Genomic DNA, 16305 nt, shown 5'->3' on the forward strand with positions numbered 1-16305 from the left:
CTCTTAATTAGTGTTTATTATAATACTTCAGGTGCTAATGATACGATTTTCATGAAGTTACCTTCACGTAATTCACGTGCAACAGGTCCGAAGATACGTGTTCCACGAGGTCCTTTGTCATCACGGATGATAACACAAGCGTTCTCATCAAATTTGATGTATGAACCGTCATTACGACGAACACCAGATTTAGTACGAACGATAACAGCTTTAACAACGTCACCCTTTTTAACAACGCCACCTGGTGTAGCATTTTTAACTGTACATACGATTACGTCACCAATGTTAGCTGTTTTACGGCCAGATCCGCCTAATACTTTAATAGTTAATACTTCACGAGCACCAGAGTTATCTGCTACTTTTAAGCGTGATTCTTGTTGGATCATTCGAGTTACCTCCTTTATCTAATTTCTTATTAAATGATTACTGATTCTTCAACAACTTCTACTAAACGGAAGCGTTTTGTAGCTGATAAAGGACGTGTTTCCATAATCTTAACGATATCGCCCATTTTAGCTGTATTGTTTTCATCATGTGCTTTGTATTTTTTAGAATACTTTACACGTTTGCCGTATAAAGAATGTGTTTTGTAAGTTTCTACTACAACTGTGATTGTTTTATCCATTTTGTCAGATACAACTTTACCTGTGTAGACTTTACGATTGTTTCTTTCGCTCACAAGAGTACCCTCCTATCAAAAATTATTTTTGTTCAGTTTTTTGTTGCTCGATTTCTCTTTCACGTACAACAGTTTTCATACGCGCGATTGATTTTTTAACTTCGCGAATACGTGCTGTATTTTCAAGTTGACCTGTAGCTAACTGAAAGCGTAGGTTGAAAAGTTCCTCTTTAAGCGACTTTACTTTAGTTTCAATTTCTGAAGTGGTTAAATCTCTAATTTCCTTAGCTTTCATTTGTGTCACCACCCAATTCTTCACGTTTTACAAACTTAGTTTTCACTGGTAGTTTGTGAGATGCTAAACGTAATGCTTCGCGTGCTACTTCTTCAGGTACACCCGCGATTTCAAACATAATACGTCCAGGTTTTACTACTGCTACCCATCCTTCAACTGCACCTTTACCAGAACCCATACGTACTTCTAAAGGTTTTTTAGTGTAAGGTGTGTGAGGGAAAATTTTAATCCAGACTTTTCCGCCACGTTTCATGTAACGAGTCATTGCAATACGAGCTGATTCAATTTGACGAGAAGTGATCCAAGCAGCTGTTGTTGCTTGTAAACCATATTCACCAAATGTTACTTCGTTTCCGCCTTTTGAACGACCAGTTGTTTTAGGTCTATGTTGACGACGGTATTTTACACGTTTTGGTAATAACATTATTATTTTCCTCCTTCACTAGACTTCTTTGTAGGAAGAACTTCTCCACGATAGATCCATACTTTAACACCAAGTTTACCGTAAGTAGTGTCTGCTTCAGCATGTGCATAATCGATGTCAGCACGTAATGTATGAAGTGGAACAGTTCCTTCTGAATATTGTTCAGCACGCGCGATGTCTGCGCCGCCTAAACGTCCTGATACTTGAGTCTTGATACCTTTAGCACCTAACTTCATAGCACGTTGGATCGCTTGTTTTTGAGCACGACGGAATGATACACGGTTTTCTAATTGACGTGCAATGTTTTCCGCTACTAATCTTGCATCCATATCAACTTTCTTAACTTCTACAACGTTAATGTGAACACGTTTACCAGTTAAGCTGTTTAAGTTGTTACGTAATTTTTCAATTTCTGAACCGCCTTTACCGATAACCATACCAGGTTTACCAGTGTGGATAGCGATGTTTACGCGATTTGCTGCGCGTTCGATTTCTACACGAGAAACAGAAGCGTCTTTTAAGTTTTCTTCGATATATTTACGAACTTTTAAGTCTTCATGTAATAAAGTTGCGAAATCTTTTTCTGCAAACCATTTCGCATCCCAGTCACGAATAATTCCGACACGAAGTCCGATTGGATTAATTTTTTGACCCACTGTATTCCCTCCTTAATGAGATATATTATTTTGCTTCTTCTTGAGCTTCAGTGTTTGAAGTTTTAACTTCTTTATCAGCTACAACGATAGTGATGTGGCTTGTACGTTTATTGATGGCACTTGCACGACCTTGTGCACGTGGACGGAAACGTTTTAAAGTTGGTCCTTCGTTTGCATAAGCTTCTTTAACAACTAAAGTATCGATATTCATATCATAGTTATGTTCTGCATTTGCTAATGCTGACATTAATAACTTTTCAACTACTGGTGATGATGCTTTATTTGTTAATTTTAAAATAGCAATAGCTTCCGCTACTTCTTTACCTCTGATAAGATCTAAAACTAATCTCACTTTACGAGGTGCGATTCTGATTGTTCTTGCAACCGCTTTTGCTTCCATGGTTATTCCTCCTTATCTGAAATTAGCGTTTAGTTTTCTTGTCGTCTGCACCGTGACCTTTGTAAGTACGTGTAGGTGCGAATTCTCCTAATTTATGTCCAACCATATCTTCAGTTACGTATACAGGTACGTGTTTACGACCATCGTATACTGCGATAGTGTGTCCAATAAAGTTTGGGAAAATTGTAGAGCGACGTGACCAAGTTTTGATTACTGTTTTTTTGCCGCCTTCCTCTAATGCTTCAACTTTTTTCATTAAGTGATCATCGATGAAAGGTCCTTTTTTAAGACTACGAGCCATTATGGCGCCTCCCTCATTCTTACTGCTACGTTAGCGGCTAGGCCGCTAACTTGAGTAAGTTATTATTATTTTTTACGTCCACGAACGATAAGTTTGTTAGAACGGTTTTTCTTCTTACGAGTTTTCTTACCAAGAGTTGGTTTACCCCATGGTGACATTGGAGATGGACGACCGATTGAAGTACGACCTTCACCACCACCGTGTGGGTGATCGTTAGGGTTCATTACAGAACCACGAACTGTAGGACGGATACCTTTCCATCTTGAACGTCCAGCTTTACCGATGTTGATTAATTCATGTTGTTCATTACCAACTTGACCGATTGTAGCACGGCAACTTGATAGAATCATACGAACTTCACCAGATTTTAAGCGAACTAATACGTATTTACCTTCTTTACCAAGTACTTGAGCACTTGCTCCAGCAGAACGTACTAATTGTCCACCTTTACCAGGTTTTAACTCAATATTGTGGATAACTGTACCAACTGGGATATTTTGAAGTGGTAAACAGTTACCTACTTTAATATCTGCTTCTGGTCCGTTAACTACTTGAGTTCCTACAGTTAAACCTTTAGGTGCGATGATGTAACGTTTCTCACCATCTAAGTAATGTAATAATGCGATATTTGCTGAACGGTTTGGATCGTACTCGATCGTTGCCACTTTCGCAGGGATACCATCTTTATTACGTTTGAAATCAATAATACGGTATTGACGCTTATGACCGCCACCTCTGTGACGTACAGTTAACTTACCTTGGTTATTACGTCCCGCTTTTCTCGGAAGGGGAGCAAGTAATGACTTTTCAGGTGACGTTGACGTAATTTCAGCGAAATCTGAACCTGTCATATTACGACGACCGTTTGTTATTGGCTTATAATGTTTAATTGCCATTGTCGTTTTACCTCCTTAATGGTAAATGTTTATTTTAGTTGAAGAAGTCGATTGAACCTTCTTTTAAAGTTACGATCGCTTTTCTTCTTTTGTTTGTGTAACCGTTGTAACGGCCAACACGTTTTTTCTTAGCTTTGTAGTTCATAACGTTTACTTTATCAACTTTTACATTGAAGATATCTTCAATTGCAATTTTGATTTGTGTTTTGTTAGCACGTGTATCTACATCAAAAGTGTATTTATCTTGTGCCATTTGTTCAGATGAACGTTCAGTGATAACGGGGCGCTTAATAATATCGCGATTTTCCATTAACCAAGCACCTCCTCTACTTTTTCAACTGCACCTTTAGTCATTACTACTTGGTTCGCATGAACGATATCTAATACGTTTAAGCCAGTAGTAGTAATAACAGTTACGCCAGGAATGTTACGTGCTGATAAAGCTACGTTTACATCTTCAGCTTCAACGACAAACAATACCTTTTTAGGTAATTCTAAAGTTGTTGTCATGTTTTTGAATTCTTTTGTTTTAGGAGCATCAAATGTTAATGATTCTAAAACTGTAAATGCGTTTTCTTGTACTTTCGCTGATAAAGCAGAACGTAAAGCTAAACGACGCATTTTCTTAGGCATTTTGTATGAATAACTTCTTGGTGTTGGTCCGAATACGATACCACCACCACGCCATTGTGGCGCACGGATTGTACCTTGACGTGCACGACCTGTACCTTTTTGTTTCCAAGGTTTACGTCCACCACCGCTCACTGCTGAACGATTTTTGACTGCGTGAGTACCTTGACGCATTGAAGCTCTTTGTAAGTTGATCGCTTCGAATAATACATGTTGATTAGGTTCGATTCCGAATACGTTATCGTTTAATTCGATTGAACCCGCTTTTGTTCCATCTACTTTTAATACATCATAATTAGCCATTATGTTATTTCCTCCTTTCGCAGATACTATTTATTACCTTTTTTAATTGAAGTTTGAATTTTAACTAAACCTTTTTTAGGTCCAGGAACATTACCTTTTACTAAGACAACGTTGTTTTCAGCGTCTACTTTAACGATTTCTAAGTTTTGCATAGTAACAGTATTACCACCCATACGGCCTGGTAATGCTTTACCTTTAAATACTTTAGAAGCGTCAGATGCCATACCCATTGAACCTGGGCGTCTGTGGTAACGAGAACCGTGACTCATTGGTCCACGTGACTGTCCGTGGCGCTTAATTGCACCTTGGAAACCTTTACCTTTAGAAACTCCTGTCACGTCAACAATGTCACCAATTTGGAATGTATCCACAGTGACTTCTTGACCTACTTCGTAAGCTTCAGTATCTACGTTTCTGAATTCACGAATGAAGCGCTTAGGTGCTGTGCCTGCTTTTTTAGCATGGCCTTCAGCTGGTTTCGTTGCAAATTTGTTTGATTTGCGGTCTGCTTTATAAGCTTGTTTGTCTTCAAAACCGATTTGGATTGATGAATAACCATCAACTTCTTCAGTTTTCTTTTGTAATACTACGTTTTGTGCTGCTTCTACTACTGTTACTGGAATTAATTCTCCGTTTTCACCGAAAACTTGAGTCATTCCTACTTTTCTTCCTAAGATTCCTTTGGTCATCGAAAGTCGCACCTCCTACTTTTTATTATAATTTGATTTCGATGTCTACACCTGATGGTAAGTTTAAGCCCATAAGAGCATCAACTGTTTTAGGTGTTGGGTTAACGATGTCGATTAAACGTTTGTGCGTGCGTTGCTCGAACTGTTCACGAGAATCTTTGTACTTATGAACGGCACGGATAATTGTGTAAACTGTTTTTTCCGTTGGTAACGGAATCGGTCCTGATACTTCTGCACCTGAACGTTTTGCAGTTTCTACGATTTTTTCAGCTGATTGATCGATAATGCGGTGATCATACGCTTTCAAACGAATACGAATTTTTTGTTTTGCCATAATTTTACCTCCTCTTGTACGTCTATTTTAGTTTGATAGACTTCTCCACGAAAATTGTCCCACACATCGCCATGGCAAAGCGGCCGGGTGTGTCAGTAACCTCTCGCTTCATCGCTTTTTAAAGTCCAACAGTAGATATAATACACGAATATTAGTCATTTAGCAATAGATAACTAGATATTTATAAAAAGTTTTTTGGAGAGTGTTAAAATAAGTTCGTCTGGGGGAATTCTATCAACTATTAAAAAAGAATTCTACATATTATATAGAAGATATTATATCTTTAGGTAACTTCTAATACACTAAGCAGTACAATTCAATAGTTTATTATAACATGATATAATTAATGTAACAAAAGTATTTTTGTTACAAGTATATTACTAATGGAGGTTCATATATATGAAGCGAATGATGAAAATGACTTTGTTAACGCTCGGCATCATTATGTTATTGAAAGAAATATTTCTAGGAATCCCTGGTATTGGGGGTGCATATATTTTAAGCTTGGCATGGGCACCACTTGGTACGAATATTACGCTGTACTTTATTATGTTTTTGTTATCTGCACTCGACCGCTCTAATGAAGCTAGATTTTCATTATCCGTTATTGCACTTACAGGGTTGTTAGCGAACGCTTTCGCATTCTTCCCGATACTCGGAATGTTCATGCATTGGTTAATGGCGTTCTTAATGATTGCGTATATCTTTATCGTCATTAATACGAGAGAATATCGCGGAAATACGACTCACTATGATCCATACCGCAGTGGTGAGACTGTGAGAGATTATAATAAAGAAAATTAAAAATAAGGCGCTCAGACATATGTCTGAGCGCCTTATTTTTAATGCTGTATAAACATAAAGTATAAAATAAATACTGCTGCCATGAAATACATTATTGGGTGAATCTCTTTTCTGCGATTTGCCATCAGCATCGTTATCGGATAGAAAATAAATCCACATGCAATACCCGTAGCAATCGAATACGTAAGTGGCATCATAATAATCGTTAGAAATGCAGGAACTGCAATTTCAAACTTGTGCCACTCTATTTTATTTAAGTTCGCTACCATTAATACACCTACGATTACTAGAGCAGGTGCAGTCACAGCACTCGTTACAACCGACATAAGAGGCGAGAAGAAAAGTGCTAACGCGAAACACAATGCCGTAATCACACTTGCAAATCCGGTTCTGGCACCTACTGCAACCCCTGCTGAAGATTCGATATATGAAGTTGTCGTAGACGTACCGAAAATGGCACCTACGATTGTCGCTAATGAATCAGCAAATAAAGAACGTCCTGCGCGCGGCAATTTGTTATCCTTCACTAGATTTGCCTGCGTTGCAACAGCAACGAGTGTACCCGCTGTATCAAAGAAGTCAATAAATAAGAATGTTAATACGATCACTAGAAATTGCAGGTTAAAGATTTGTTCTGGATGTGCAAATGCATCGAATGCTTTTCCGAACGTTGGTTCGATACTTGGTACTGAACCGACAATTTGCTTTGGTGCATCAATAAGTCCGAAGAGCATACCACATATCGCTGTTAATACCATCCCGATAAAGATGCTTCCCGGAACGCGCTTTGCCATAAGAATAATTGTCAATGCAATGCCACCAACCGCTAATAATACATGCGGGTCATGGACATTACCTAATGATACTAAAGTCGCTTCATTCCCTTTTACAATGCCTGCACCTTTTAAACCTACAAAGGTAATAAAAAGACCTATACCCGCTGATACCGCCATCTTCAGTTCGAAAGGAATTGCGTTGATAATCGTTTCACGTAAACCTGTCATCGTCAGTAATGCAAAGAATAATCCTGAGAATAGTACACCCGTTAAACCTGTCTGCCACGGAATGTTGTACTGTAATACGACTGTGAATGCAAAGAACGCATTCAATCCCATACCAGGGGCTAACGCAATCGGATACTTTGCAATCAGTCCCATAAATAAACAACCTACTATTGATGCAAGGATTGTCGCAACAAAGACCGCACCAGCATCCATACGCATACTATCCGGAATACCTTCAATACCAGCAAGCGATAGCATTGCAGGATTGACCGCTAATATATATGCCATTGATAGAAATGTCGTTAATCCACCAAGTATCTCTCTCTTATAGTTTGTGCCTAATTCATCAAACTTAAAATAATTTCTCATTGTGCACTTCCCTTTTTTAATTTTTATACTTGTATAGTCTAATCTCAATGTTCGGAAAAATCAATACATTTTTACGAATATTAATTTTAATATTCGTATTTTAATCATTTTTCTTATTGTAAAGTCCTATCCTTTAAACTTTTTATAGTTATTATGTCTTAATCATATAAAAATTGCATATAGATCATTAGAATGTTTTTTCGGTATATATTCAGGGAATAAATTATATAAATAATTAAAGGAGGAATTATAATTATGAAATTTAAAATATTAAGTTTAATCCTATCTTCAGCTTTAGCACTTGCTGCATGTAATAATGACACAAATGATGTTGAAAAATCTCCAAAGGATGAAACTAAACAGGAACAGCAATCAGAAACTACTGATACTAAAGCGACAGATACAAATGATAAAGATGATAACAACGATGAAGATAATGATGCAAAACAAGAAGGCGAAAGCAGTACAGAAGATTCAGATGACGTGGATAATAAAGATGAAGCGACTGAAGCAGATGATGATAATGACAAAGATGAAGCTTCTATTAAACTAGATGACATTAAACTTTCACCAGAAGAAGCAATTAAAACAGCACAGAAGAAAGTTGATGGTGATTTAGAAAGCATTTCATTCGACCATGATATGGGCCAATGGGTTTACAAAATTTCCTTAATCGATACAAACAAAAAGACTCATGAAATCAAAGTAAACGCTGAACAAAACAAAATTATCTCTTCTGAAGTAGAAGATGATAAAGATAACGAAAAAACATTTGATTACGGTGAGTTTGTGCCTGCTGATAAAATTATTAAAGCAGCACAAAAAGTTTACAATGGTGAGATTAAAGAATGGTCACTTGATCATGATGATGGAAAATTTAAATATAATGTTGAGTTAAAAGGACAAGATGGCAAAACGAAAGAGTTTGAACTTGATGCTAAAGATATGAAAATCTTATCTCAAGATGCATAAAAAAGATGCTGAGACATTCGTCTCAGCATCTTTCTTTTCATTGATTATATTAATCCAATCCATTTCCAATAAGTTGCGCTAAAGAGCAGGATAAGTAAATAGCCAATAATGGTTAAAGGTATCCCTGACTTCAAGAAATCTTTAACCGTGAATGTACCTGTACCGTATGCAAGCATATTCTGTGGCGCTGATACCGGTAACAGGAACCCAAAACTAATAACAAATTGTTGTATTAATACGAATCCAACCGCATTATCCTTTAATCCTAATGTACTTGTAAGTGCAATAAACACTGGTATAAGTGCACTTGATAAGCTTGTTGCACTTGCGAATCCTAAATGAATCAGAATATTAAATATCGTAATTAAAGCAATTGTAGCAAGTAATGGCAAATGCTCTAACCCCATCAATCCAAAAGTCTTATCACTGAGCCACTGCGCCCCAGTCGTTTGCAGTAATAAGTTCCCTAAGGATATCCCAATCGCAAATACTATAATTGTTCCCCATGGAATCAATTTTTCTACATCGCTCCACGAGAAGATGCCAATCTTCGGAGTGAGCATAATAGCTAACGCAATTAAAGTAATCGATGAAGAATCAATTGGATGAAACTTACCTTCAGTAGCCCAGAACAAGAGCAATGCTACTGAGATTGCAATTAATCGCCATTCTTTCGGTGTTACCGGTCCAAGTTCCGCTAGCTGTGCCTTTACAAGTTCCTTTCCACCTTCAATTTCTTTCGTTTCAGGTTTAATCAAATTGATCATAACAAAGTATAAGACAATCGACATAATAATGGACCACGGTGCCGCATACATAAACCACTGACCCCAAGAGATATCTTCGTTAAAGGTTTTATTGATAAAGCCCATAGCAACCATATTTTGAGCGGCTCCCGTCTTAATACCGATATTCCATATAGACACAGCTTGAACAGCGGTAATCACAAGCAATGCTGCTAGGCGGGATTCTTTCTTAGCACCAAACGCTGTAACCATACCAAGCAGAATCGGTACGACAGCACCTGCACGTGCAGTTGCTGAAGGAACGAAAAATGCAAGAATGATGGAAACAATGATAGAACCTGCGACAACTGCATTCGTTTTATTCCCTACTACTGAGAGCACTAAAAGCGCAAGACGTTTATGCAAGTTTGTCACTTGCATGGCTGTCGCTAAGAACAGTGCAGCTGCAACGAGCGCTACTGCTGAACTTGAAAATCCACTAAATGCAATCTTTAATGCATTCTGTGTACCGAACAAGGCATCCTCAGTTAACGGTTTACCTGCAGCCATCGGATTACCCATCGATGGCCCAAGTTTCTCAATCGGACTAAATCCAATTAGCAGGATGATTAAAGCAACGATCATCGTACTTGAAACAGGATAACTCACCGCTTCAGTCACCCACATAATAACAGCGAAAGCAAGGATTGCAAGTGCCATCTTACCCATCACTGGTAAAGAAGCAGGTGTCGGTAGTAATACGATCGTAATCAATACAAGAAAGCTCAAGACAATCCAAATTGGTTTAAGATTCTTCTTTTGTTTTACGTTTTCCATAGATACACCCCCTATTTTATTCACTTCTATTTTAACAATTTGTGAAGTGTTGAACAATAAGTATTTAGTTTACTTATAAATTTAAGTTTTTGAGTGCATCGGCAAAAGGATTATTGATTGGCTCTTCTTTCTTCATATATTTATTGATTTCTTTTTTCGATACTTTTCCTGTCTTCTTTGAATTGAAGCGTTTATCCATCTGTTCTTGCGTTTCTCTAAATCCACATACACAACTGTACATTGCTTTTGGCCCTTTACCATGTAGCGTCAGCTTCTTCTTACATTCTGGGCAACGCGCATTCGTTTTACGCTGAACATTCTTCTTCGTGCCGCACGTTGGATCTTGGCAGACAAGCATCTTACCGTTACGCGTTTTTTTCTCTAACATAAACTTACCGCAAGTCGGGCATTCTGTACTCGTTAAGTTATCGTGTTTAAATTTCTCATCACTCGATTTAATTTCAGCAATGATTTCTTTTGTGAAATCTATCATCTCATGCATAAATTGTTTTCTTCCATACTTATTTTTTTCAATGCGTGTTAATTTATATTCCCAGTCTGCTGTAAGTTCGGGCGACTTGAGTGCATCAGGTGCAAGTTCTAATAACTGACGTCCTTTGTTCGTCACTTTAATATTGCCGTTATTGTTTTCTATCGCATTTAAGTTATAAAGCTTCTCAATAATATCTGCTCGTGTCGCTACTGTTCCAATACCACCTGCAGACTTTAATGTCGACGTACTCTCCTTATCGATATTAAAGATAGATGCCGGGTTCTCCATCGCTTTAAGTAATGTCCCCTCATTTAAATAAGCTAGAGGCTGCGTTTCACCGGTCGTCTTCTTCAGGCTGACAGAACTTAATGTTTCTCCTTTACGGTACGCGTTATGACGCTCAAGGGATGACTGTTCATACAATGCTTTAAACCCTGCTTTCACAGTCGTCTCGGTCTTAAGCGTAAATATTTCTTTTCCAACCTGTACAGTAATGGTTTCTTCTTTATATATATGGGGTTCCATTAAATTGCTTAAGAAACGTTCCGCAATAAGTAAATATATATTCTTTTCTCTTGCTCCAAGCGTCTCTAAGTTCGCTCTAATCTCAGTCGGAACAATGGCATGGTGATCTGATACTTTCGCATTATTAATAAAGTGACTGGCACCTTTAATTTGTGTCTTTAGTAATTTCACGACTTGATCTTTATACGGCGTAGCACCAAGGGATGCGACACGTTCTTTAAGTGAGCTTTCCATATCTGACGTTAAGTAATTTGAATCTGTTCTTGGATATGTTACATATTTATGGGTCTCGTATAGACTTTGCATCGCGTTCAATGTTTCTTTCGCTGAATATTTGAAATGCTTATAAGCGTCCTGCTGCAAACTCGTTAAATCATAGAGTTTTCCAGGATAGCGTTTCTTTTCTTTAGAGACTACATCTTGAACAATGGCTTGCTTTCCTTGTATGTCTTTCAATAGTCCATCTACTTTTGATTCATCAAAGATTTGATTCCCGCTTTGCCACTTGAACTTATCACTTCTACTTATAAGCTCAATACTATAATATGTTTTCGGCTGAAATTTCTGCACTGCATCTTGGCGTATTTTGACCATCTGAAGCGTCGGCGTCTGTACACGACCTGTAGAAAGTTGTGCATCATATTTCGTTGTTAGTGCTCTTGTTGCATTAATCCCAACAATCCAATCCGCCTCGCTTCGTGCCATAGCTGCTTCATATAATCCTTGATACGCCTGCGCTGGTTTCAAATGTTTAAAGCCGTCCAGTATTGCTTTGTCTGTAACTGAGGATATCCAGAGACGTTTCATCGGTTTGTTTCCTTTACATTTCTCGATAATAAGGCGCGCAACAAGTTCTCCTTCACGTCCTGCGTCAGTCGCAATAATAATCTCATTCACATCTTGACGTTCAATCTGTGCTTTCACTGTATTAAATTGTTTACGGGTCTTACCAATAACAACCGTCTTCATACGCTCTGGTATAATGGGCAGCATATTTAAATCCCACTGTTTAAACTTTGCATCATACTGCTCGGGATCAGCATTTGTAACTAAATGTCCTAATGCCCAAGTGACGATATATTTGTCATTTTCCATATATCCATTTTTCTTTTGATTACATTTAAGTACACGTGCAATATCACGTGCGACTGAAGGTTTCTCTGCTAACACTACTGATTTCATAATATCCGTCCTCTATTCTTTAATAATCTTTATTATAACAGAATATATTTCATATGATTAAATTGAGATTTTAGGTACTATCTTGTATGCTTTACTTAAGGAGGATGGCGTATTAAATCGTTACATTTCCCAGATAATATTCATGCACTTGAAGACGCAAAAAGTTTACATCCACATGTAACATCAAATCAATATAACACATGAAGTATTGTCAGCACACTTTAAGGAGTGATCACTTGAAAATCACACAAATGGAAGATATACACAAGACAGCAAAGTTCTTATATGACCTCAATCAGCATAACGAACATCACGTCGGATATATACGTATTACATTACAAGGTATAGAAGAACAACTTCATCACATCAAAAAAGAAGATATGCTGCTCATTAAAGATGAAGAGGAAATCATCGCTGCATTTGGTATAGAGCCTATTAACGATAAAGAGGCGCACATTCTTGGTCCAATTACGAAACATACAGACAAAATAACATTGAATATGATCAAAGTGATGTGGCAAGATTTCCTTATAACACACCCTAGCTTGAAGACCTATTACTTCAGCCTGCATGAAGATCATCGTTTTGGCCAGTCTGTTATGAAAAATTTACGAACGCAATATCTTGGAACGACATATACCATGACAACCCATCAAAATAAAACGACATCTCTCGTACCTCAAGTTATTAAATATAAACCTGTATACAAAAAGAGCTTTACAGAAATTATGAAAGATATGTATATAGACTATAAACCAATGCGTGATAAAATATTGAATTCTATCGGGAATAGTCATGAACTGTACCTCTATTTGAATGAAGGTATTGCTAAAGGCTTCATCTGGATGCAGATCAATGATGACGATAGCTGCGACATTCGATTCGTCTATACGCATTTACAATACCGTCATAAAGGCATTGGCCACGACCTTGTATCTTTCGCTGTAGACCATGCATTTAAAAAACATCACGCGACGAGTGTACAGCTTTCCGTGAAAAGTAAGCGGGAAAAAGATATAGCATTCTACGAGAAACTTGGATTCAAAAAAATAAATGAAATGAATCATTTTAAATATACTATAGAATAATTAAAGACCCTTAAATAATGTTCAGCCATTATTTAAGGGTCTCTTTGTGTATATCTACAAATCAAGTTTCAAAAGCATACGTTTTCTGAAACATCAACAGGGTAATTAATAATAAAAGGATAAAGGAGAATTTATGGATATATTAATTGCTTTGTTACCAGCATTACTATGGGGAAGTGTCGTCTTAATTAATGTTAAAGTAGGCGGAACCCCTTATGAACAAATTATGGGGACTGTCATCGGTGCCTTTATCATCGGCTCGATTACTTATATCATGGTTCAGCCAGAATTGAATACAAAAATTCTATTAGTCGGTATGGTTTCCGGTGCATTCTGGGCGTTTGGTCAAGGAAATCAACTTAAAAGTGTTGAGCTTATCGGTGTTTCTAAGACAATGCCAATTTCAACAGGCTTACAACTCGTAGGTACAACGTTGATTTCAGTCATATTCTTCAACGAATGGAAGACCATGACTTCAATTATTCTCGGAGTTATAGCATTAACACTTTTAATTATCGGGGTCATGTTAACCTCACTAAAAGGTAAAGAAGATGACCAGACGAAAGGAAATCTTAAAAAAGCCCTCCCCATATTGTTAATCTCTACTTTAGGGTATGTAACTTATGTCGTTATCGGTCAGTTCTTTGGCGTCGAAGGCTGGAGCGCACTATTCCCTCAGTCAATCGGTATGGTTCTCGGTGGATTACTGCTTACTTTAAAGCATCATCCGAAGAAAAAAGCAATTGCAAAAAACATGTTCCCTGGTGTGTTATGGGCTTTAGGTAATATGGCAATGTTTTATTCTCAGCCTAAAGTGGGTGTAGCAACAAGCTTTTCATTCTCACAGATGCTTGTCGTAGTTTCGACACTCGGCGGGATCTTCCTGTTAAGAGAAAAGAAAACAAAGAAACAATATATCGGTATTGCCGCAGGAATTATGTTAATTATCATCGCAGCATTCCTACTAGGATATGCAAAACAATAAAGGAGTGAGATTTATGTATAAAGATTTAAAAGATAAAGTTGTCGTTATTACTGGCGCTTCAAGCGGTATTGGTAAAGCAATGGCAGAAAAGTTCGGCACGGAAGGCTGTAAAGTTGTGGTGAATTATAATTCAAGTGAAAGTGAAGCATTAGAAATTGCTAAAACGATTAAAAAGTCTGGTGGTGATGCGATTACAATTCAAGCCGATGTTTCTAAAGAAGACGAAGTCACTGCACTGGTATCAGAAGCAGTAAAACACTTTGGTACGATAGATATTATGATTAATAATGCTGGATTTGAAAAGGCAACACCTTCTCTTGAAATGTCAGCAGAAGATTTTAATCATGTCATGAATATTAACTTAACCGGTGCGTTTATCGGCAGCCGAGAAGCTGCTAAACATTTCACTGAATCAAATAAAAAAGGTGTCATCATTAATATGTCAAGTGTGCACGATGTTATCCCATGGCCAAATTATGTTAACTATGCTGCAAGTAAAGGCGGATTAAAGCTAATGATGGAAACGTTAAGCATGGAATTTGCCCCGCAAGGGATAAGAGTAAATAATATCTCACCAGGCGCTATCGTTACAGAACATACGAAAGAAAAATTTGCAGATCCTGCTACACGTGAAGAAACCGAAAGAATGATACCTATGAGCTTTATTGGGGAACCTGAACACGTTGCCAACGCGGCACTCTTTTTAGCAAGCGCACAGGCAGCCTATATTACGGGTACAACGCTCTATGTCGACGGCGGAATGACAAAATATCCTTCGTTTATGGGAGGAAAAGGATAAAGCGGCGCAAATGCCACTTTATCCTTTTATATATTTTTTTATAAGATTACCTTTTGAAAGATATATAAAATAATAATAGAAATAACGATTGTAATATTAGAGATCATCGCTATGAGCGGTAATGTTTTATACTTAAATTGTATTGCATAAGGAATGATTGCCACTCCTATAGGAAGTAGCCATCCAATAAGCAATGTTGTTCTGAACATTTCATTAAATGGTAACGTATAATAACATATCAACCCCGCAATAAGTCCAAATCCATAATGGAAACATAAATATTTAATTGCTAATGGTAAATAATATGTATCCACCTTAAAGTTTAAATATACGCCGAGCAATATCATGGATAAAGGCATGTTCGCCTGTGAAATTATTTTAAAGAATTCAATGATTTCATCTGGTATATGTATATCTAGTAAGTTTATCGTGAGCATGATGATATATGTCATAAGTGGTACTGTCTTCATTAAGCTCATAAGTAAATATCGGATGTCAAACGTGTCTCCACCTTCACTGAAATAATTTCCTACAAAATACGTAATACCAAACATACCGATGGAACCACCGATATCAAACATCCCAAAATATAATAATCCCTCTGCACCGAACATCTCACCAACTAGAGGATAGGCGAACAAGCCGATATTAAATGCCGCAGCCATCATTCCTACAGAACCTCTAATCTGATTATTGTACTTGAGAAATAGAATGATAACAATCAGTTTAGCGATAACAACATAGATTACCATAATTACAGGCAAGAGCATTAAAGAAGGTTCAATCTTAACGCTGCTTAATGTTACGATGACCAATGAGGGCAATGTTAAATTGAAGATAAGTTTAGCAATAACACCGCCTTCTTCTTCTTTTATATAGTTTAGGCGCTTCATTAAATATCCTGTTAATATTAAAGCGATAATCATTATAAATGTCTGTGTCACAAATCAGCCTTCTTTCTGTATTGATGTACGT

Annotated in this window: 21 protein-coding genes; 5 read left to right on the forward strand and 16 right to left on the reverse strand. The window is 37.3% G+C overall.

Annotation, left to right across the window (positions count from 1 at the left end; all coding sequences use genetic code 11):
- Positions 1–17: 17 nt before the first annotated feature.
- From rplN to rpsJ, 12 genes are all read right to left on the reverse strand, one after another.
- Positions 18–386 (reverse strand): 50S ribosomal protein L14, encoded by a 369-nt coding sequence (gene rplN, locus ACZ2V4_RS08065; RefSeq protein ID WP_086041702.1) that lies wholly within the window; start codon positions 384–386, stop codon positions 18–20.
- Between the two features lie 29 nt (positions 387–415).
- Positions 416–679, reverse strand: a complete 264-nt coding sequence (gene rpsQ / locus ACZ2V4_RS08070) for a 30S ribosomal protein S17 (RefSeq protein WP_012656115.1) — start codon at positions 677–679, stop codon at positions 416–418.
- Between the two features lie 22 nt (positions 680–701).
- Positions 702–914: a 50S ribosomal protein L29 gene (rpmC, locus tag ACZ2V4_RS08075; RefSeq protein WP_041635771.1), complete on the reverse strand. Its 213-nt coding sequence runs from the start codon at positions 912–914 to the stop codon at positions 702–704.
- Positions 904–1338, reverse strand: a complete 435-nt coding sequence (rplP, locus tag ACZ2V4_RS08080) for a 50S ribosomal protein L16 (protein ID WP_012656113.1) — start codon at positions 1336–1338, stop codon at positions 904–906. The genes rpmC and rplP overlap by 11 nt, the downstream gene beginning before the upstream one ends.
- 2 nt (positions 1339–1340) lie before the next feature.
- Complete coding sequence (gene rpsC, locus ACZ2V4_RS08085; protein WP_012656112.1) at positions 1341–1994, reverse strand: 30S ribosomal protein S3; 654 nt, start codon at positions 1992–1994, stop codon at positions 1341–1343.
- A gap of 25 nt (positions 1995–2019) precedes the next feature.
- Positions 2020–2394: a 50S ribosomal protein L22 gene (gene rplV, locus ACZ2V4_RS08090; protein WP_133419693.1), complete on the reverse strand. Its 375-nt coding sequence runs from the start codon at positions 2392–2394 to the stop codon at positions 2020–2022.
- A 22-nt stretch (positions 2395–2416) separates the two neighbouring features.
- Complete coding sequence (gene rpsS / locus ACZ2V4_RS08095) at positions 2417–2695, reverse strand: 30S ribosomal protein S19 (RefSeq protein ID WP_012656110.1); 279 nt, start codon at positions 2693–2695, stop codon at positions 2417–2419.
- Positions 2696–2760: 65 nt separating this feature from the next.
- Positions 2761–3591, reverse strand: a complete 831-nt coding sequence (gene rplB, locus ACZ2V4_RS08100) for a 50S ribosomal protein L2 (RefSeq protein WP_219493655.1) — start codon at positions 3589–3591, stop codon at positions 2761–2763.
- A 34-nt stretch (positions 3592–3625) separates the two neighbouring features.
- Entirely contained in the window at positions 3626–3901 is a 276-nt protein-coding gene (gene rplW, locus ACZ2V4_RS08105; protein WP_012656108.1) for a 50S ribosomal protein L23, read from the reverse strand.
- Positions 3901–4524 (reverse strand): 50S ribosomal protein L4, encoded by a 624-nt coding sequence (rplD, locus tag ACZ2V4_RS08110; protein ID WP_012656107.1) that lies wholly within the window; start codon positions 4522–4524, stop codon positions 3901–3903. The genes rplW and rplD overlap by 1 nt, the downstream gene beginning before the upstream one ends.
- Before the next feature lie 26 nt (positions 4525–4550).
- A complete protein-coding gene (gene rplC, locus ACZ2V4_RS08115) occupies positions 4551–5213 on the reverse strand; it encodes a 50S ribosomal protein L3 (protein WP_219493653.1) in 663 nt (220 codons plus the stop codon).
- 25 nt (positions 5214–5238) lie between these two features.
- On the reverse strand, positions 5239–5547 hold the full coding sequence (gene rpsJ, locus ACZ2V4_RS08120) for a 30S ribosomal protein S10 (RefSeq protein ID WP_012656105.1): 309 nt from the start codon (positions 5545–5547) through the stop codon (positions 5239–5241).
- Positions 5548–5946: 399 nt separating this feature from the next.
- On the opposite strand from rpsJ, the gene ACZ2V4_RS08125 reads away from it, so the two are divergent.
- On the forward strand, positions 5947–6351 hold the full coding sequence (locus ACZ2V4_RS08125) for a hypothetical protein (RefSeq protein WP_219493652.1): 405 nt from the start codon (positions 5947–5949) through the stop codon (positions 6349–6351).
- A gap of 38 nt (positions 6352–6389) precedes the next feature.
- Here ACZ2V4_RS08125 and ACZ2V4_RS08130 read toward each other — a convergent pair whose 3' ends face one another.
- Positions 6390–7724, reverse strand: a complete 1335-nt coding sequence (locus ACZ2V4_RS08130; protein ID WP_420494093.1) for an NCS2 family permease — start codon at positions 7722–7724, stop codon at positions 6390–6392.
- Between the two features lie 255 nt (positions 7725–7979).
- Here ACZ2V4_RS08130 and ACZ2V4_RS08135 point away from each other — a divergent pair, with 255 nt between their 5' ends.
- Positions 7980–8696: a PepSY domain-containing protein gene (locus ACZ2V4_RS08135; RefSeq protein ID WP_219493650.1), complete on the forward strand. Its 717-nt coding sequence runs from the start codon at positions 7980–7982 to the stop codon at positions 8694–8696.
- Between the two features lie 44 nt (positions 8697–8740).
- Here ACZ2V4_RS08135 and ACZ2V4_RS08140 read toward each other — a convergent pair whose 3' ends face one another.
- Entirely contained in the window at positions 8741–10258 is a 1518-nt protein-coding gene (locus ACZ2V4_RS08140) for an SLC13 family permease (protein WP_283722251.1), read from the reverse strand.
- Positions 10259–10331: 73 nt separating this feature from the next.
- Positions 10332–12458: a DNA topoisomerase III gene (locus ACZ2V4_RS08145; protein WP_490514717.1), complete on the reverse strand. Its 2127-nt coding sequence runs from the start codon at positions 12456–12458 to the stop codon at positions 10332–10334.
- A gap of 236 nt (positions 12459–12694) precedes the next feature.
- Here ACZ2V4_RS08145 and ACZ2V4_RS08150 point away from each other — a divergent pair, with 236 nt between their 5' ends.
- The 3 genes from ACZ2V4_RS08150 (at position 12695) to ACZ2V4_RS08160 (ending at position 15330) form a co-directional block, all read left to right on the forward strand.
- On the forward strand, positions 12695–13546 hold the full coding sequence (locus ACZ2V4_RS08150) for a GNAT family N-acetyltransferase (RefSeq protein WP_458620234.1): 852 nt from the start codon (positions 12695–12697) through the stop codon (positions 13544–13546).
- Positions 13547–13679: 133 nt separating this feature from the next.
- Positions 13680–14531, forward strand: a complete 852-nt coding sequence (locus ACZ2V4_RS08155) for a GRP family sugar transporter (RefSeq protein ID WP_219493647.1) — start codon at positions 13680–13682, stop codon at positions 14529–14531.
- Positions 14532–14544: 13 nt separating this feature from the next.
- Positions 14545–15330, forward strand: coding sequence for a glucose 1-dehydrogenase (locus ACZ2V4_RS08160; protein ID WP_283722247.1), 786 nt, complete (start codon positions 14545–14547; stop codon positions 15328–15330).
- 38 nt (positions 15331–15368) lie between these two features.
- Here ACZ2V4_RS08160 and ACZ2V4_RS08165 read toward each other — a convergent pair whose 3' ends face one another.
- Complete coding sequence (locus ACZ2V4_RS08165) at positions 15369–16274, reverse strand: AEC family transporter (protein WP_490514718.1); 906 nt, start codon at positions 16272–16274, stop codon at positions 15369–15371.
- Between the last annotated feature and the right edge of the window lie 31 nt (positions 16275–16305).

It is taken from the genome of Macrococcus sp. CoH-51_TC_04, from assembly GCF_058188655.1.